We start from the raw sequence: 16,016 nt of genomic DNA on the forward strand, positions 1-16,016 counted from the left end.
CCTCGATCCGTTCTGGGCCGAAGTGTAGGGAGCAAATTTGTCGCTGCAGCAGTCGCAACAAAACTGCGACAGCCCGCCAACGCATCGGGCCAGCCTCAGCGGCGGGACGCCATCAGGGCCGTAAAGCGGGCGAAGTGGTGATCGGCGTCATGGGGGCCCGGACTGGCCTCCGGGTGGTACTGGACCCCGAACACAGGGGCATGCAGCATCTCCAGGGCAGCGACGGTGTGGTCGTTGAGATTGAAGTGCGTCACCCGCACCCGATCGGCCGGCAAGGACGCTGCATCCAAGGCGAAGCCATGGTTCTGGCTGGTGATCTCCACCTGGCCGGGGCTGCCGCAGGGATGGTTGAGGCCGCGATGGCCGTAGCCGAGCTTGAAGGTCCGTCCCCCGAGGGCCAAGCCAAGAATCTGGTGGCCCAGGCAGATGCCGAACACCGGCAGGTCGTTCTGGGCCAGCAACCCCCGGGCCAGGTCGATGCCACTGCTGACGGCAGCCGGATCTCCCGGGCCGTTGGAGAGGAACACCCCCTCGGGACTGTGGCTGAGGACCTGATCGAGGCTGGCATCGGCTGGCAACACCGTGACGTCACAGCCATGGGCCAACAAGCGTTCCAGGATGGCCCGCTTGATGCCGAAGTCGATTGCCACGACGCGGTAGGGGCGTTCGGGGTTGACCTGCAGCCGGGTGTCGAAGCTGGCGCCACAGGGCCGGGTCCAGTGATAAGGCTCGCGGGTGGTCACCTGGGCCGCCAGGTTGAGCCCCTGCATGGAGGGAGCCGAGCGCACCTGGGCAAGCAGCTCTGCCGGCGGGGTGCCATCGGTGCTGATCGCCCCGTTGAGGGCCCCTCCCTCCCGCAGGTGCCGCACCAGAGCCCGGGTGTCGACGGCCCGGATGCCCACAACCCCGTGCTGGGTCAACCAGCTCTCCAAGTCCCCTTGGGAGCGCCAGTTGCTGGCCCGGGGGGACAGCTGGCGGGCAATGACGCCACGCACATGGGGACGGTCCGCCTCCTGGTCATCCCCATTGACGCCGGTGTTGCCGAGCTCGGGATAGGTGAAGGTGACCAGCTGTCCGGAATAGCTGGGGTCGGTCATCACCTCCTGATAACCGGTCATGCCGGTGTTGAAGACCACCTCCCCGATGGCCGTGCCGCGGGCGCCAAAGGCCTCCCCCCGCAGCACCGTGCCATCGGCCAGCACCAACAGGGCAGTGGCAGAGGGCTCACCCACGGGATCCAGCACAGTTAGAGCGATCATCCCGCAGCGGGGGTGGGCAAGGCGGCGCGGAGGCGCTCCAGGGCGCTCCAGGCCTGGCCAGAGGCCAAGGCTTGCCGGGCCTGAACCAGCCCCTCAGCCACGCTGTCGGCCAGGCCAGCCGCCCACAGCACCAGGGCGGCATTGAGGGCCACCACATCGGCTTGGGCCTGGCTGCCCCGGCCCTGGAGCACCGCCTCGAGAATCGATCGGTTGGTGGAGAGATCACCCCCGGCCAGCGCGTCGATCGGGGCCCGCTGGAGGCCCAGGGTCTCCGGATCGAGCTGGTCGGCCCGCACCGAGCCGGCCTCCACCAGTCGCAGCGCATTGACCCCAGCCAGGGACGCCTCGTCCAGGCCTCCATGGCCATGCACCACCACGGCCCGGCGCAGACCGAGGCGGGCCAGGGCCTCGGCCATGGGATCGAGCAGATCCTCCCGGGCCACCCCCAGCACCTGGGCGTCGGGGCGCAGGGGGTTCACCAGGGGACCCAGCAGATTGAACACCGTGCGCACGCCGAGGCTGCGTCGCAGGGGGGCCAGACCCACCAGGGCCGGATGCCAGCCCGGGGCGAACAGAAAGGTGACACCCGCCTGCGGCAGGGCCGCCACCACCTGCTCCTGGGGCGCCAGCAAATGGATGCCGAGGGCTTCGAGCACATCCGCCGATCCCACCCGACCACTGGCACTGCGGTTGCCGTGTTTGGCCACATGGGCTCCACAGGCGGCGGCCACGAAGGCCACAGCAGTGGAAATATTGAAGCTGTCGGCCCCATCCCCGCCGGTGCCGCAGGTGTCAACCAGGTCGAGGTCAGGCCGGGTCCCTGGCAAGGGGCAGGCCTCCCTCAGAACCTGGGCCATGGCGGCCAGTTCCACACCGTTGACGCCCTTGGCGCGCAGGGCGGCCAGCAGGGCTCCGGTGAGCACCGGATCGATCTGCTCGTCGAGCCAGCCCCGCATCAGGGCCGTGGCCTGCTCCTCCGTGAGCGGCACCCCATTCAGCAACTGCTCCAACAGGGCTGGCCACGATTGGGCTTGGAGCATGGGAGGGGGGATCAGAGGTCAGTGATGGGCTGGAGGCCAACCAGGCTGGTCAGTAAAAAGCCCGGGTGCAAAGCACGCCGGGCCGGGTGATGGGGACCCTTCCACTATCACCCGAAGAGGGTGAAATTGGCGATGCCCGGGGGACATTTCGTTTAGGCCTGGTCCTGATCGGCGGTGTCGAAGCTGGAGCCGACGGCCTCAGCCGCCGCTGGAACCGGCCGATACCCCCCCTCCCAGATCAGGCGCGTGCGTGCATGCAGCTCCTGCCGCGTGAGGCCCCACAGCCGCAGCGCCTTGGCGAGATCGGCGCTGAGGTCGTGGGCCCCTGGAAACCCCTCGTAGCGCATCAGCAGCCGGGCCGCATCCACCAGGTGATCGTCCGCCGGCACCTCGGCAGCAAGCAGGCGATCCACCACATCCCGATCGATGGCATAGAGGGGGTGACTCTGGTCGGGGTTGCCGGTGTCCATGTCAGGGCCGCTCGGGGACCCCAGCCTGCCGGAAAAGCCGCTCCCTAGGTTGGGGGCACCTGTGAACCGGGCCCCGATGGGCGCCATCCGGCTGGATCTGATAGGCCGCTACCTGCGGCCCCACCGCAAGGTTGTGCTGCGGGGCATGGCAGCCCTGGTGGTGGTGAACCTGCTGAGCGTCTCGATTCCCCTGCTGGTGCGGCGGGTGATCGACGATCTCCAGGACGGTTTTGCCCTGCAGGACGTGCTCGCCCAAGCGGGACTGATTGTGGTGCTGGCCACGGCGATGGGGGCGGTGCGGCTGTACTCCCGCATGCAGGTGTTTGGGGTGGGACGGCAGGTGGAGGCCGACCTCAAGCAGCAGATCTTCGATCACCTGTTGCTGCAGGAACCCGGCTGGGTGCAGACCACCGGCAGTGGCGAGGTGATCAGCCGGGCCACCAGTGATGTGGAAAATGTGCGGCGCCTGCTCGGTTTCGCCGTGCTGAGCCTCACCAACACGGCGCTGGCCTACGCCCTGACGCTGCCGGCCATGCTCGCCATCGACCCCTGGCTGAGCCTGGCGGCGGTGGGGCTCTACCCGGTGATGCTGATTGTGGTGCGGCTGTTCGGCGGTCGCATGATGCGCCAGCAGCGTCGCCAGCAGGAAGCCCTTGCCTCCCTCAGCGACCTGATCCAGGAGGACCTCTCCGGCATCAGCGCCATCAAGATTTATGGCCAGGAAGCGACGGAAGAGCAGGCCTTTGCCGGCCGCAACCGCGTCTATCGGGACGCAGCCCTGAACCTGGCCCGCACCCGCAGCACGCTGTTCCCCCTGTTGGAGGGCATCTCCTCCATCAGCCTGCTGCTCCTGCTTGCCCTGGGCAGCGGCCAGCTGGAGAGCGGTCGACTCACGATCGGCGACCTGGTGGCCCTGATTCTGTTTGTGGAACGGCTGGTCTTCCCGACCGCCCTGCTGGGCTTCACCCTCAACACCTTCCAGACTGGCCAGGTGAGTTTGGAGCGGGTTGAGGAGCTGCTGCGACGGCAACCGCTGGTGATGTCCCCCCGGTTCCCCCAGCCCCCCGGCCAGCCCAGTCGCGGGGCGGTGGAAGCCCGAGGGCTCACGGTGCGCTACCCCAATGCCCCCAGGCCAGCGCTGGTGGACGTGAGCTTTGCGCTGCAACCGGGGGAACTGGTGGCGGTGGTGGGACCGGTGGGCTGCGGCAAGACGACCCTGGCCCGGGCCCTGGGACGCATGGTGCAGGTGGATCCCGGCCAGTTGTGGCTGGACGGCGTCGACATCACCACCCTGGATCTGGCCGAACTGCGCGGCCGGGTCGGGCTGGTGCCCCAAGAGGGCTATCTATTTACCGCCACCCTGGCGGACAACCTGCGCTATGGCGAACCGGAGGCGCCACTGGAGCGGGTGCAAGAAGCGGCCCGCCAGGCCCGGCTGGACGGAGATATCAAGGGGTTCCCCGACGGCTACGAGACCCTGGTCGGGGAACGGGGGATCACCCTCAGTGGCGGGCAACGCCAGCGCACGGCCCTGGGCCGGGCCCTGCTGGTCCAGAGCCCCCTGTTGGTGTTGGACGACGCCCTGGCCAGCGTGGACAACAGCACCGCCGCCGAAATTCTGCGCAGCATCCGGGAAGAGCGTTCCCGCCAACAGGGTTCGGCCCAGCCCGACGGGCGCACGATTTTGATGATCAGCCACCAGCTCTCGGCCGCCGCCGCCTGCGACCGGGTGTTGGTGCTGGAAGACGGCCGGCTGGTGCAGCAGGGAACCCACAACGCCCTGCTTGCCCAGCGGGGCACCTATCAGCGGCTCTGGGATCGGGAACAGGCCACCGAACAGCTGAAAGCTGCGGGCTGATCTCAACACTTGTTGAGCAGTTCGGACAAGCCCCAGCGCCGGGGCTTACGTGGGGGTACTACTTCCGTCCAAGCCCCGCGCCATGGAGCCCGCTGCCCCATTCACCGGCTGGCCGTACCGGCTGCGCTGCACCCTGACCTTCGGCGACATCTACGGCCAGATCCTGATCTGGATGCTGGTGATCTTCGCCAGCCTGGCGGCGGGCCTGGCCCTGATGGGAGCCAGCAAACCGATCTTCGCCCTCGTGGGGGTGGGTCTGATCCTGGTGCTCTCGCTGCCCTTCCTGCTGTTTGCCTTCACCACCACCCTGCTGAACCACATCGCCTTGGAGCCGGACGCAGCGGCAAAAGAGGCCACCTAGGCTCGGCTTTCTTCAGCAGAGCGCTTGTGTTCGGGCTGTTTCAGACCGCTCCCCAGAGCCAGTCCGCCCATGCGGTGCTGGGAACTGCGATTGATGCCCCGACCCAGCAGGGACAGGCCGAAGCGGTGTTCGGCTGTGGCTGTTTCTGGGGGGCTGAGAAGGGGTTCTGGCGCCTGCCGGGGGTGGTCACCACCGCGGTGGGCTACGCCGGGGGCTCCCTGGAAAACCCCACCTATCAGCAGGTCTGCTCCGGCAACACCGGCCACAGCGAAGTGGTGCGGGTGGTGTGGGACACCACGCGGATCGACTTCAGCGACCTGCTCAAGCTGTTCTGGGAGTGCCATGACCCCACCCAGGGCAATCGCCAGGGCAATGATCGCGGCAGCCAGTACCGCTCGGTGATCTACGTGGACGATCCGGCCCTGCTTGCCCAGGCCCAAGCCAGCCAGGCGGCCTATCAGACCCTGCTGAGCCAGGCGGGCTACGGCGCCATCACCACGGAACTCCGCACCCACCAGACCCTCTGGTACGCCGAGCCCTATCACCAGCAGTACCTCGCCAAACCGGGCAGCCGTCCCTACTGCTCGGCCCAACCCAGCGGTCAGAGGCTGGGCTCCTTTGAGGGATCGGCCTACAAGCTCGATCCCCGGGTGTGGGAGGCCTACGACTGGACGGTGGCCCATTGCGTGCTGCGGGGTGACAATGCCCCCATTCAGCTGGCCTAAGCGATGCCGGTGTTGTCCCTTCTCCCGCTCCTGGCGTCCCAGCTGCTCTCGCTGCAGCCGCTGGGTCCCAGCAGCCTGGCGATGGGATCCCCCTGGTGGGAGGACTACGGCATCACCGAACAGTTCCTCTGTCCCGATCAACGGCGGGTGACCCTGGAGCGCAATGACGCCCAGGCCTCGCTGATCGCTGGCAGGTTCCGCTCCACCCTGTTCCGCGAAGCCTCCGACCTACCGGGCCTGCGTTACCGCAATGAGCAGATGACCCTGATCCTGAAAGGAGACGTGCTGACCATGGAACAGCTGTCGCGTCGGCTGGAGTGCCTCCGCACTGAGCAGGTCTGAGCGATGTCTCCGTTGCCGGATCGGGTGGTGATCCTGGGTTTGCTGATCACCCTGGGCGTCTGTTTCGCCCTGGTGTTCTGGAGCGTCAAGCTCAACCCGCGGCCCGAACCCCAGCTGCAGTGGCGTGATGGCCCTTCGGCCCAGCTCAGGGGCTGGCAACCTGGTTCCAGCCCTGCCCTGCTGTGACTGAGCCCGATCGGCCCGAACCCACGCTGAGCCAGCCAGGGGGGAATCCCCGCCAGCTGCACCCCCTGCCCAAGGGGCTGGTTGAGCTCTACGGATTGCTGGCGGTGCTGTTTGTGCTGGTGCCGGAATGGATGGCGGGCGGGGCCCTGCTCGGTTTCACGGGCAATCGCCAGGGGTCGAACCTGCCAGCGGCAGCCGCCGCCTGGCAAAAGTTGCCCGAGTTGCGGCTGGCCGGCATGGGTCTGGTGGAGCTGAGGCAGTTGGCCCGCCAACTGCGCCTTCCGGGCTACGCCAGGCTCAACCGGGACCGGCTCACCGGCGTGCTGATTCGGCGGCTGAAACGGCGCAAAGCGTTGTGATAGCTTCCTTCTGCCGGGGCGTAGCGCAGCTTGGTAGCGCACCACTTTGGGGTAGTGGGGGTCGCAGGTTCAAATCCTGTCGCTCCGATTTCAAAATCCAGCTGATCCTTCAGCAGCTTCCAACCGCCCTCCCCAGGGCGGTTTTTTTGTGACAACGCCAGCCCAGGACTTGGCACGTCTGAATGGGGCTCCTAGAGAGGGAAATCGATCTGGGCAGGGATGGTTCCGGTTGACGCCCTCGACGCCCTCGACCTCCTGATTTGGCTGGGGACAGGCACGGAGGTTGCCCGCCACTGCCGCTGCAACCAGAGCACCATCTCGCGGCGGGTGCATCAGGCCCTGGGCCCCTTTGGCCTCAAGCTGAACCGCCGTCAGGGGGAGTGGGCGCTGCGAGAGGAGAGCCAGCTGCTGGCCCTCGAGCGGCAGGTGCACCAGCTTCACCGCTTCCTCAAGGGCCGTCAACTGCGCATCGATGCCAGCTACCTGGCGGGTCCTTTGCTTCAGATCCTGACGTCGAAATCCCAGACCTGGATCCATGGCCGGCTCAAGACCATTGGCAGCCAACGCCCGCTGGAGCTGCTGCGCCAGCGGGTCCTGGATGCCTGGATCACCGGCATGGACCAGGATCTCCCAGGGCTCGATCCCCAGACCTTCACCCGGATTGGGCTGCTGCGCACCCCTTTGAGGCTCGTGGCCGCTGACGACCATCCCCTGCACGGTCAAGGCGAGCTCAGCGGGACAGACCTGGCACCATTTCCGCGACTGGCCCCGCGTCCTGGCCTCTATCCACGGACGGAACACCAGATCAAGCCTTTGGGGCTCAAGCCGGCCATGCACGTGGCACCGCCAAACCACTACGGACCTGAGCTCACGGGCGCCACCCCCCTGGCTCTGCATTACGGCACCGCGATCTCCCTGCTGAACAGCCCGAGACAGCAACCCCTTGATGACAGCCTGAACGTGGACAGCCAGGTGAGCCTGGTGGTGCGCACCGACTTGCTGGAGCAGCCAGCCGTAGCCCTCTTGCTCGATCAGCTGCAAGCCCAGTCGCGGCTCCTGGCGTCTCGCAGCGATGCGGTCACGCTCGTGGCCTAAAAGCCAACTAGCCGAGCCGGGTGGACACCTTGAGCCGTTCCAACCAGCGGTTGACCCGGCGCCTCAACCGCGGCGGCACCTCCTGAAGTAGCTGGCCCAACTCATGGGCCGCCAGGCGCCTGAGGTCGCGCACGTCGACCCGCCACAGGCCTTCGGCCTCCCGGATCAGCCGGGCCCAGGTGCGCACGGACTGCCAACGGAGCAGCCGCTGCTGCGGCCCCCCGACCACCCGTAGCACTCGGAATCGAACCCGACTGGCCATGGCGTCCATGGCAACCACCCCACCAGCCTGTGCGAGCCACCGGCAAAAGGGAGGAACGCCACGGCGGGCTTCGGAGATTGGAAGAAATTCAGTGGTGCGGCCTGGGGGATCAGGCCGCAACGCCGTCCTGTCCAACCCGTTGCACCGGGAAGGGCAGGGCCTCGGCCTCCCGCTCACTGAGGCGACGGCTCCAGGCCCCGCGCACGGGGTCATTCCAGCGGAAGCCGGCCTCCTTGGCCCGATGCCGCTCGGCGTAGGAGAGGGTCGCGCGGAACAGCTGCCTGGGCTCGAGGGCGGCCAACAGCAGATCCTCAAGATCGCTGCAGCGCTCCAGCACCTGCACCAGGTAGGTGCAGTCGGTGAGGGCCCGGTGGGCGGCCCACACCGGCACGCCGTAGGCCAGGGCCAGGTCCCGCACCGAAGGGGACGCCCGCAGCTGGCGCTCCGCAGGCCAGTGAATGTCGTCCATCGAACAGATCCAGGGTTTGGAGATGGGCGGCAAGGGGTCGCTGCCAAACCACTGGGCGTCGAAGGCGGCGTTGTGGGCCAGCACCGCATCACAGGCCTCGAGCAGGGCCTGAAAGTGGGCGAGACCGGCCTGCCAGGGCTGGGGCAGGCGGCTGACGGCGGCCGGGATGCCGTTGACGTGCTGGGCCGGATTGGCGAGGGCGGGCATCAAAAACGACACCTGGCTGAGCACCGCACGGGTGGGGACATGGAACAGCACCGCCCCCAGCTCAATGCACTGGGCCGAAGCCGGATCCAGGCCTGTGGTCTCCGTATCGAGGATGAGCAGGGTGGTGGGAGCGAGACGCCCCATCTCGCCGCGCGGGGACAGGGGGGGCAGCTGGGGCTCGCGATCGGGTTTGCCGGCAGCGCTGCGGTCATCAGCCGACGCAGGGGCCAGGCTCAGCAGGTCGCTCTGTTGCCAGAGACTGGGCTGTTCCTCGATCGGGCCGGTCACGGATGCCTGGGCTAGGTGGACCCATCGTCCCAGCCCGATCCGCCGCAGGCCAGAGGCACATGCCTAGGGTGATTGGCCTACTCCTGATCCAGGCATGGGCCTAGCCGCCGGAGACCGAGCACCGCTGATCGCCCTGGCTGATCAGAACGGCGTCGAACGCCGCAGCGACCAACTGGCCGGCAAGGCCCTGGTGCTGTTCTTCTATCCCAAGGACGACACCCCCGGCTGCACAGCTGAAGCCTGCGCCTTCCGGGACAGCTATGCCGACCTGCAGGCCCTCGGGGCCGACGTGTGGGGGGTGAGCGGCGACGATGCCGCCAGCCACCAGCGCTTTGCCAGCCGCCACAACCTCCCCTATCCCCTGTTGGTGGATCGGGGCAACCAGTTGCGCAAGGCCTTCGGTGTGCCCGGGGTGCTGGGACTGTTGCCGGGACGGGTCACCTACGTGATCGATGGCGACGGGGTGATCCGACACGTGTTCAACAACCTGCTGGACGGTGCCGCCCACCGCAACGAAGCCCGTGCTGCCCTGCAACGGATGGGCCTCTGACCATGGCGCAGTGGCGCCAGCGGGGCGACATCTGGCAGCTCGAGCCCAGGGGCGTCCCTCGCGGCACCGTCGAGTTCATCGGTGGCAGTTACCTGGCGGCCACCCCCCAGCTCAGTTACCGGCGCCTGCTGGAAGCCCTCGCCTCCCGCGGCTGGCGGATCCGGGCCTGGAGTTATGTGCCGGGCTTCGACCACCAGGACCAGGCCAACACCGCCTGGCGCCGGTTTCGCCAACTGCGCGACAGCGATCCCGACGCCCCCCTGGTGCGCCTGGGTCACAGCCTGGGCTGCAAGCTTCACTTGCTGGCCCCAGACGGCGGCCGTGCCTGCGACGCCCTGGTGGCCCTGAGCTTCAACAACTTCTCCGCCGAGCGCTCCGTGCCCCTGCTGGCGGAACTGGGGCAGCAGTTCAATTTTCGCAGTGAGTTCAGTCCCTCGCCGGAGGACACCCTGCTCCAGGTGGCCCGCAGCTACCGGCAGCCGCACAACCTGCTGGTGCGGTTCCAGCGCGATCAGATCGACCAGAGCAAGCGACTCCTGGCGGTGCTGCAGGGCCGAGCCGGGGATGCCAGCCGGCTCACCGAGCTGCCCGGGGACCACCTGGCCCCAGCCAGCGCTGGTCTGCGCCAGAACCTCCTGGGCAACTGGGCGGACGATCCCAGCCGCCAGCGGGCCCTGGAGCGGATTGCCGACACCATCTGTAGCGGCCTACCGCCCTCGGCACGGGAGTCCAACCGGTAGGCAGCCCGTGGGGCCGCGAACCAGAGCGTCGCTGGTTCATAGTGAACCCGGAATGCCCGCTTCCACTCCGCGATCCGGCTGTCCAGGAGTCTCCCATGGGCACTGAAAGCTGGGTCAAGGTTGGGGCCTCCACCCAAACCAGCACGACTGAAGCCCTGGACGAGGCCCTCGCTGGCCTGCAGACCCCGGCGGCCCCGAAGTTGGTGGTCGCCTTGGTGGCGCCCCACTTCGACCTACCCACCATTGCGGAAGGCCTGCATCAGGCCCTGCCCACCACCCAGGTGATTGGCTGCACCACCTCGGGGGAAATTGCACCGGATGGGGCCGTGGCCCAGGCGCTGGTGCTCTGGGCCCTGGGCGGGGACGCCATCAACGTCACCACCGGATCGGGCCAGGGGGATGATCTCGGTCTACGCCGGGCGGCCACCGAAGCCGCCCATTGCCTGGATCAACTCGATCAGCGGGCCAACACCGTGCTGATGATGTTGTCCGATGGTCTTTGCGGGGATCAGATGGAAGTGGTGCGGGGCGCCTACGACGTGGCCGCCATTGATGTTCCCTTGGTGGGAGGCTGTGCCGGCGACTACCTGGCGATGCGCCGCACGCGCCAGATCCACGGGCGCCGGGTGATGAGCCAGTCGGTGGTTGCCGCTGCCATCAGCTCTAACCGCCCGCTGGGGATCGGGGTCAGCCACGGATGGACTCCGGTCAGTGAACCGATGCTGGTGACCGGCAGCAAGGGCAACCTGCTGTCCTCGCTGGAGGACAAGCCCGCTCTCGACGTGTATCTGAACTTCTTCAATCCCCCTGAGGCCGTCCGAACGGATCAGGCTGCTTTTGCCACATTCGCTGCCACCCATCCGATCGGAATCCGCCGTCGCGACAAAATCGAAATGCGCCACATCACGGGTTTCAATCCTCAGACCCGCGAGCTGATCACGGTGGCGGAAGTGCCCCAGGGAGCTCTGGCCTTTCTGACCGAAGGGGATTTCAGCTCCGTGCTGGACGCGGCGGCCCAGTCCTGTCAATCCGCTTTGGCCGGCCTCAACGGCGAGGAGCCGGTAGGCCTGTTCCTGTTTGATTGTGTCTCGAGGCGTGCGGTGTTCACCGAAGATCGGGTGCACGAGGAAACGGATCTGATCAGCAGCCATTGCGGCCAGGTGCCAATGGCGGGGTTTTACACCTATGGCGAGATCTGCAGAACCAAAGGGGCAGGCGGCTTCCACAACCAGACCTTGGTGACCCTGGCGATCGGCTGATGGAGCCCTCCTGGTCGCTGCACATGCTTTCGGAGATCCTCTCGGCGTTTTCGACGGAGGATCCTGACAACCTCCGCAATGTGCTGAACCGGGTGGCGGAATCGGTGGATGCCGAAGTGGCCGCCATTTTCTGTGCCGGACAGATTGACTGGTGCATCGGGCTGAGCGAAGCCGACCAGAAACAACTGGTTCAGCAGGCCGAGCAGCAACCCACCGACATCCCCATCCGCTCTGGAGCGCTGCACGCCTGCTGGGCTCCCATGGGGAACCGCGACATGCTCTTTGTCGGCCGCCTGGGCGAACGCTTCGACCTGGAGGAACGGGCCCTGCTGCGGGCCATGGCCCGCAGCATCGAGCTCAGCATCCAGATGCTGCGGGCCGTGTCGTCGGAACGCCAGGCCCGAAAGGATGCCTACCAGCAGGCCACCCATGACGCCCTGACGGGCCTGCCCAACCGCCGGATGGTGCTGGATCGCCTCAGATCAGCCATTGACCATCCGGTCGGCGACGACTCCCTAGTGACCGCTGTCCTGTTCATCGACATCGATCGCTTCAAGTGGATCAACGATGCCCATGGCCATGCCGCCGGAGACCAACTGCTGATCCATGTCAGCCGCATCCTCAAGGAGGCAGTTCGGCATGGTGATCTGGTGGGACGGCTGTCGGGCGATGAGTTCATCGTGATCACCCGCACCAGCGACCGCAACGCGGCCAGCGAACTGGCCAGAAGGATCATTGCCAGGATTCGCCAGCCCCTGAAGGTGGCGGGGTCCGAACTCAGCCACACCGTGTCGATTGGGATCAGCTTTGCCCACCCCGGCGACAATCCCTCCTCCCTCCTGGAAAACGCCGACATGGCGATGTACCGCGCCAAGGCGCTGGGTCGGGGGCGGTACGCGAGCTTCCACTCCTCAATGCGCCTGCAGGCGCAGCAACGCCTTTCCCTGGAGGAAGCCCTCGGCCATGCGGTGGGCAATGGCGAAATCACCACCCATCTCCAGCCCCTCTTTCGCCTGTCCGACAACACCCTCTCCGGCTTTGAGGCGCTGGTGCGCTGGCAGCATCCCCAGCTGGGGCTGCTGCTTCCAGGGGCCTTTCTGGAACAGGCCGAAGACAGCGGTCTGATTCAAGACATCGACATGACCGTTTTTGAGGCCGCCTGCTCCGCCATCGCCCAATGGCAGCACATTGCCGGCCTGGAGCATCTGCGTCTCTCCTCCAACCTGTCGGCGCGCAGCCTTGCCGATCCGCGGGTCAAAGAGCGGATCAAAGTGATTCTAGAAACCACGGGCATCCAACCCAGCAATGTCTACCTGGAGATCACCGAAACCACCTTGGTGGAAGATATTGATTCCACAGTAAGCACGATCAATGCACTGCGTGATTTGAATGTTCGCCTGGCGATCGATGATTTTGGCACCGGATATTCATCCCTCCTCTATCTCAAACGCTTCCCAGTCGGCGTGCTGAAAATCGACCGCTCCTTCGTGAATGGACTGGGCATGAACCCAGAAGATGAAGTGATCGCCACCACGATCCTCTCCCTCGCCCGAGCCCTTGAGCTCGAGGTGGTGGCCGAAGGGGTGGAGAACCAGATGCAGCTGGAGCGGATCCGCGAACTGGGAAGCGATTACGGCCAGGGCTATCTGTTTGGAGAACCCATTTCCATCGGCGATACGGAGCGCAGCTTCATCGCTCCCCGGCGACCCACCGCCGCCGTTCTCACCGCACCCTGACCTAAACCCTCAGGGCATCCAGCACGGAGCGGTCCTCGAGGGTGGAGGTGTCGCCACTCACCTCCTGGCCATCGGCCAGGGCCCGCAAAATCCGCCGCATGATCTTGCCACTGCGGGTCTTGGGCAGGGCATCGGTGAAGCGGATCTCATCGGGTTTGGCGATCGGGCCGATCTCCTTGGCCACATGGCTGCGCAGCTCGGCGATCAGGGCGTCATCGCCAAGGCGCCCGGCCTCCAGGGTCACAAAGGCCACGATCCCCTCCCCTTTGAGGTCGTCGGGCCGGCCCACCACCGCGGCTTCGGCCACGGTGGGGTGACTCACCAGCGCACTCTCGATTTCCATCGTGCCCAGGCGATGGCCGCTGACGTTGATCACGTCATCCACCCGGCCCATCACCCAGAAGTAGCCGTCGGCATCGCGGCGGGCTCCATCGCCTGCAAAGTAGAGATGGCTGCCGTCAGCCGGGCGAATCTCCTCCCAGTAGCTCTTGCGGAACCGCTCCGGATCGCCGTGCACGGTGCGCATCATCCCGGGCCAAGGGCGGCGCACCGCCAGGTATCCACCCGAGTCTGCGGGTTGGGAGATGCCCTCCAGGTCGACCACGTCGGCTGCGATCCCCGGCAGGGGCAGGGTGCAGGATCCGGGCTTGGTGGGCGTGGCTCCCGGCAGGGGGCTGATCATCACCCCACCCGTTTCCGTCTGCCACCAGGTGTCGATCACCGGGCAGCGATCGCCGCCGATCACATCCCGGTACCACATCCAGGCCTCCGGATTGATCGGCTCGCCCACGGTGCCGAGGATGCGCAGGGAGCCCATGTCGTACTGATCCGGCACCGCGCGGCCGCTCTTCATGAAGGCCCGGATCGCCGTGGGGGCCGTGTAGAAGATGGTGCAGCGGTGCTTCTGGATCACCTCCCAGAAGGCGCCGGGCTTGCTGGGGCGAGGGGCCCCCTCGTACATCACCGTGGTGGCGCCGTTGGAGAGCGGGCCGTACACGATGTAGCTGTGGCCCGTGATCCAGCCCACGTCGGCGGTGCACCAGTGAACGTCGTCTTCACGGAGATCGAAGATCCACTGGAAAGTGAGGTGGGCCCAGAGGTTGTAGCCGGCGGTGGTATGCACCACCCCCTTGGGCTTGCCGGTGGAGCCCGAGGTGTAGAGCACGAACAGGCGGTCCTCGCTGGCCATCGGTTCGGCCGCGCATGCAGCGCTCTGGTTCTCCACCAGCTCATGCCACCAGTGGTCGCGGCCGGCCGTCATGGCGCAGTCGCCGCCGGCTCCAGCCAGCCGCCGTACCACCAGCACATGCTCCACGGAGGGGGCCCCGCCACTGCTGCCCAGCGCCTCATCCACGGCGGGTTTCAAGGGCACCGGCTTGTCCTTGCGGAAGCCGCCATCGGCGGTGATCACCGCCTTGGCCTGGCCATCGATCAGCCGATCGCGCAGGGCATCGGCCGAGAAGCCGCCGAAGACCACCGAGTGGGGGGCGCCGATGCGGGCACAGGCCAGCATGGCGATGGCGGCTTCGGGAACCATCGGCATGTAGAGGGCCACGAGGTCGCCCTTGCCAATGCCGAGGACCTTGAGGGCATTGGCGGCCCTGCACACCTCCGCGTGCAGCTGGCGATAGGTGAAGCGGCGCGTATCGCCGGGTTCCCCTTCCCAAATGAGGGCCGTCTTCTCCGCACGCGGCCCATCCAGGTGGCGATCGAGGCAGTTGAAGCTGAGGTTGGTGGTGCCGCCCTCAAACCAGCGGGCAAAGGGTGGGTTGCTCCAATCGAGCACGGTGTGAAAGGGCTCGAACCAGTGGAGCTCACGGCGGGCCAGATCCCCCCAGAAGCCATCCGGATCGGCCTCGGCCTTGGCGCAGAGCTCCCGGTAAGCCTCCAGGGAGCCGATGCGGGCGCCAGCAGAGAGCTCAGCCGGAGGAGCAAACAACCGACCTTCCTGTAGCCCCGATTCGATCGTCACGCCCGAGGGGACATCAGACATGGATCTGGGACGAGGGACTCCTTGCCCCATTCAACCGATCCCTGGCCAACGGCGCCGCCCGTGAACGGTGCTATGTCACAAGACGTGGGATGGCTCCGACCCCTGGCCTTGCTGCAGGATGGGCCCATGGGCTCCCCTGCCGCCTGCCTGTTTGATCTCGACGGGGTCCTGCTCGACACCGAGCCCCTCCAGGCCCGAGCCTGGCAGGAGGCGGCGCGCCACTTCGGCTGTGATCTCAGCGCCAGCCAGCTGCTGGGCCTGCGGGGCCGGCGCCGGGGCGATTGCGCCGAGCAGGTGTGCCTCTGGATCGAAACCGCCACGGGCGCGTCTCCAGAACGGGACGCCCTCCTGGCGGTGCGCCAGCCCCTCGCCGATCTGCTGCTGGCAGGAGCCGCTCCCATGCCAGGGGCAGAGGCCCTGGTTCAGAGCTGCCTTGAACGCGGCATCCCGATGGCCCTGGCCACCAGCAGCGCCAGGGAAGCGGTGGAACGCAAGGCCGCTCCCCACCCCTGGCTTGGCTTGATCACTGTGCGGGTGTACGGAGACGATCCGGAGCTGCGTGGTGGCAAGCCCTCACCCGACCCCTTTCTGCTGGCCGCCGAGCGGCTCAGAACCGCGCCCCCGGACTGCTGGGCCTTTGAGGATTCCCAGGCGGGGATCCAGGCCGCGGTGACGGCCGGCTGCCGGGTCTTTGCCCTGGTGCCGGAGGAGGGGACGGGTACTGACTGGAGCGTTCCCGAGGGCGTGACCGTGCTGAGATCCCTGGAGGAGGTAACGCTGTGAGCGAGGCGGCAGACGCAAAAAAGCGGCCGCACAT

At 66.9% G+C, this 16,016-nt stretch carries 18 protein-coding genes and 1 tRNA gene; 13 read left to right on the forward strand and 6 right to left on the reverse strand.

Going from position 1 to position 16,016, the window contains the following annotated elements; translation table 11 throughout:
- Positions 1-95: 95 nt before the first annotated feature.
- The 3 genes from carA to H6G16_RS07365 form a co-directional block, all read right to left on the reverse strand.
- Positions 96-1,259 (reverse strand): glutamine-hydrolyzing carbamoyl-phosphate synthase small subunit, encoded by a 1,164-nt coding sequence (gene carA, locus H6G16_RS07355; protein ID WP_190389619.1) that lies wholly within the window; start codon positions 1,257-1,259, stop codon positions 96-98.
- On the reverse strand, positions 1,256-2,299 hold the full coding sequence (trpD, locus tag H6G16_RS07360; RefSeq protein WP_190389620.1) for an anthranilate phosphoribosyltransferase: 1,044 nt from the start codon (positions 2,297-2,299) through the stop codon (positions 1,256-1,258). Before trpD ends, carA begins: the two co-directional genes overlap by 4 nt.
- A 152-nt stretch (positions 2,300-2,451) precedes the next feature.
- Positions 2,452-2,769 (reverse strand): DUF3288 family protein, encoded by a 318-nt coding sequence (locus H6G16_RS07365; RefSeq protein WP_190389621.1) that lies wholly within the window; start codon positions 2,767-2,769, stop codon positions 2,452-2,454.
- Positions 2,770-2,845: 76 nt separating this feature from the next.
- On the opposite strand from H6G16_RS07365, the gene H6G16_RS07370 reads away from it, so the two are divergent.
- From H6G16_RS07370 to H6G16_RS07405, 8 genes are all read left to right on the forward strand, one after another.
- Entirely contained in the window at positions 2,846-4,627 is a 1,782-nt protein-coding gene (locus H6G16_RS07370) for an ABC transporter ATP-binding protein (RefSeq protein ID WP_190389622.1), read from the forward strand.
- Positions 4,628-4,709: 82 nt separating this feature from the next.
- Complete coding sequence (locus H6G16_RS07375) at positions 4,710-4,988, forward strand: hypothetical protein (protein ID WP_190389623.1); 279 nt, start codon at positions 4,710-4,712, stop codon at positions 4,986-4,988.
- 26 nt (positions 4,989-5,014) lie between these two features.
- A complete protein-coding gene (gene msrA, locus H6G16_RS07380; protein ID WP_190389624.1) occupies positions 5,015-5,713 on the forward strand; it encodes a peptide-methionine (S)-S-oxide reductase MsrA in 699 nt (232 codons plus the stop codon).
- A gap of 12 nt (positions 5,714-5,725) precedes the next feature.
- Positions 5,726-6,055 carry a hypothetical protein gene (locus H6G16_RS07385; protein WP_242036244.1) on the forward strand — a complete coding sequence of 110 codons (330 nt, stop codon included), beginning with the start codon at positions 5,726-5,728 and terminating at the stop codon, positions 6,053-6,055.
- 3 nt (positions 6,056-6,058) lie between these two features.
- Positions 6,059-6,241, forward strand: coding sequence for a hypothetical protein (locus H6G16_RS07390; RefSeq protein WP_190389625.1), 183 nt, complete (start codon positions 6,059-6,061; stop codon positions 6,239-6,241).
- Positions 6,238-6,600 (forward strand): hypothetical protein, encoded by a 363-nt coding sequence (locus H6G16_RS07395; protein ID WP_347238825.1) that lies wholly within the window; start codon positions 6,238-6,240, stop codon positions 6,598-6,600. Before H6G16_RS07390 ends, H6G16_RS07395 begins: the two co-directional genes overlap by 4 nt.
- A gap of 14 nt (positions 6,601-6,614) precedes the next feature.
- Positions 6,615-6,688, forward strand: a tRNA-Pro gene (locus H6G16_RS07400).
- A 131-nt stretch (positions 6,689-6,819) separates the two neighbouring features.
- Positions 6,820-7,695 carry a LysR substrate-binding domain-containing protein gene (locus H6G16_RS07405; RefSeq protein WP_190389626.1) on the forward strand — a complete coding sequence of 292 codons (876 nt, stop codon included), beginning with the start codon at positions 6,820-6,822 and terminating at the stop codon, positions 7,693-7,695.
- 7 nt (positions 7,696-7,702) lie between these two features.
- On the opposite strand, the gene H6G16_RS07410 is transcribed toward H6G16_RS07405, so the two are convergent.
- Both H6G16_RS07410 and H6G16_RS07415 read right to left on the reverse strand, forming a co-directional pair.
- A complete protein-coding gene (locus H6G16_RS07410; RefSeq protein WP_190389627.1) occupies positions 7,703-7,957 on the reverse strand; it encodes a hypothetical protein in 255 nt (84 codons plus the stop codon).
- Positions 7,958-8,066: 109 nt separating this feature from the next.
- On the reverse strand, positions 8,067-8,921 hold the full coding sequence (locus H6G16_RS07415) for a 3'-5' exonuclease (RefSeq protein WP_347238826.1): 855 nt from the start codon (positions 8,919-8,921) through the stop codon (positions 8,067-8,069).
- Positions 8,922-9,015: 94 nt separating this feature from the next.
- On the opposite strand from H6G16_RS07415, the gene H6G16_RS07420 reads away from it, so the two are divergent.
- The 4 genes from H6G16_RS07420 (at position 9,016) to H6G16_RS07435 (ending at position 13,206) form a co-directional block, all read left to right on the forward strand.
- Complete coding sequence (locus H6G16_RS07420; RefSeq protein ID WP_190389628.1) at positions 9,016-9,471, forward strand: peroxiredoxin; 456 nt, start codon at positions 9,016-9,018, stop codon at positions 9,469-9,471.
- A gap of 2 nt (positions 9,472-9,473) precedes the next feature.
- Entirely contained in the window at positions 9,474-10,211 is a 738-nt protein-coding gene (locus H6G16_RS07425; RefSeq protein WP_190389629.1) for a DUF1350 family protein, read from the forward strand.
- 95 nt (positions 10,212-10,306) lie between these two features.
- Positions 10,307-11,470 carry an FIST N-terminal domain-containing protein gene (locus H6G16_RS07430; protein WP_190389630.1) on the forward strand — a complete coding sequence of 388 codons (1,164 nt, stop codon included), beginning with the start codon at positions 10,307-10,309 and terminating at the stop codon, positions 11,468-11,470.
- The gene (locus H6G16_RS07435; protein WP_190389631.1) at positions 11,470-13,206 is read left to right on the forward strand and encodes an EAL domain-containing protein; all 1,737 of its coding nucleotides are present in this window, start codon (positions 11,470-11,472) and stop codon (positions 13,204-13,206) included. The genes H6G16_RS07430 and H6G16_RS07435 overlap by 1 nt, the downstream gene beginning before the upstream one ends.
- 1 nt (position 13,207) lies before the next feature.
- Here H6G16_RS07435 and acs read toward each other — a convergent pair whose 3' ends face one another.
- Positions 13,208-15,199 (reverse strand): acetate--CoA ligase, encoded by a 1,992-nt coding sequence (acs, locus tag H6G16_RS07440; RefSeq protein WP_190389632.1) that lies wholly within the window; start codon positions 15,197-15,199, stop codon positions 13,208-13,210.
- Positions 15,200-15,325: 126 nt separating this feature from the next.
- Between acs and H6G16_RS07445 the strand changes: the two genes are divergently transcribed.
- On the forward strand, positions 15,326-15,982 hold the full coding sequence (locus tag H6G16_RS07445; protein WP_190389633.1) for an HAD family phosphatase: 657 nt from the start codon (positions 15,326-15,328) through the stop codon (positions 15,980-15,982).
- The last annotated feature ends 34 nt before the right edge of the window (positions 15,983-16,016 follow it).

Origin of the sequence: Cyanobium sp. FACHB-13342 (assembly GCF_014697415.1) — a bacterium.
Lineage (GTDB): Bacteria > Cyanobacteriota > Cyanobacteriia > PCC-6307 > Cyanobiaceae > Cyanobium_A.

Excerpts from the sequence above, each read along its gene's own strand:
- carA (WP_190389619.1), bottom strand. The coding sequence starts at position 1,259 with ATGATCGCTCTAACTGTGCTGGATCCCGTGGGTGAGCCCTCTGCCACT.
- trpD (WP_190389620.1), bottom strand. The coding sequence starts at position 2,299 with ATGCTCCAAGCCCAATCGTGGCCAGCCCTGTTGGAGCAGTTGCTGAAT.
- H6G16_RS07365 (WP_190389621.1), bottom strand. The coding sequence starts at position 2,769 with ATGGACACCGGCAACCCCGACCAGAGTCACCCCCTCTATGCCATCGAT.
- H6G16_RS07370 (WP_190389622.1), top strand. The coding sequence starts at position 2,846 with ATGGGCGCCATCCGGCTGGATCTGATAGGCCGCTACCTGCGGCCCCAC.
- H6G16_RS07375 (WP_190389623.1), top strand. The coding sequence starts at position 4,710 with ATGGAGCCCGCTGCCCCATTCACCGGCTGGCCGTACCGGCTGCGCTGC.
- H6G16_RS07390 (WP_190389625.1), top strand. The coding sequence starts at position 6,059 with ATGTCTCCGTTGCCGGATCGGGTGGTGATCCTGGGTTTGCTGATCACC.
- H6G16_RS07405 (WP_190389626.1), top strand. The coding sequence starts at position 6,820 with ATGGTTCCGGTTGACGCCCTCGACGCCCTCGACCTCCTGATTTGGCTG.
- H6G16_RS07410 (WP_190389627.1), bottom strand. The coding sequence starts at position 7,957 with ATGGCCAGTCGGGTTCGATTCCGAGTGCTACGGGTGGTCGGGGGGCCG.
- H6G16_RS07420 (WP_190389628.1), top strand. The coding sequence starts at position 9,016 with ATGGGCCTAGCCGCCGGAGACCGAGCACCGCTGATCGCCCTGGCTGAT.
- H6G16_RS07425 (WP_190389629.1), top strand. The coding sequence starts at position 9,474 with ATGGCGCAGTGGCGCCAGCGGGGCGACATCTGGCAGCTCGAGCCCAGG.
- H6G16_RS07430 (WP_190389630.1), top strand. The coding sequence starts at position 10,307 with ATGGGCACTGAAAGCTGGGTCAAGGTTGGGGCCTCCACCCAAACCAGC.
- H6G16_RS07435 (WP_190389631.1), top strand. The coding sequence starts at position 11,470 with ATGGAGCCCTCCTGGTCGCTGCACATGCTTTCGGAGATCCTCTCGGCG.
- acs (WP_190389632.1), bottom strand. The coding sequence starts at position 15,199 with ATGTCTGATGTCCCCTCGGGCGTGACGATCGAATCGGGGCTACAGGAA.
- H6G16_RS07445 (WP_190389633.1), top strand. The coding sequence starts at position 15,326 with ATGGGCTCCCCTGCCGCCTGCCTGTTTGATCTCGACGGGGTCCTGCTC.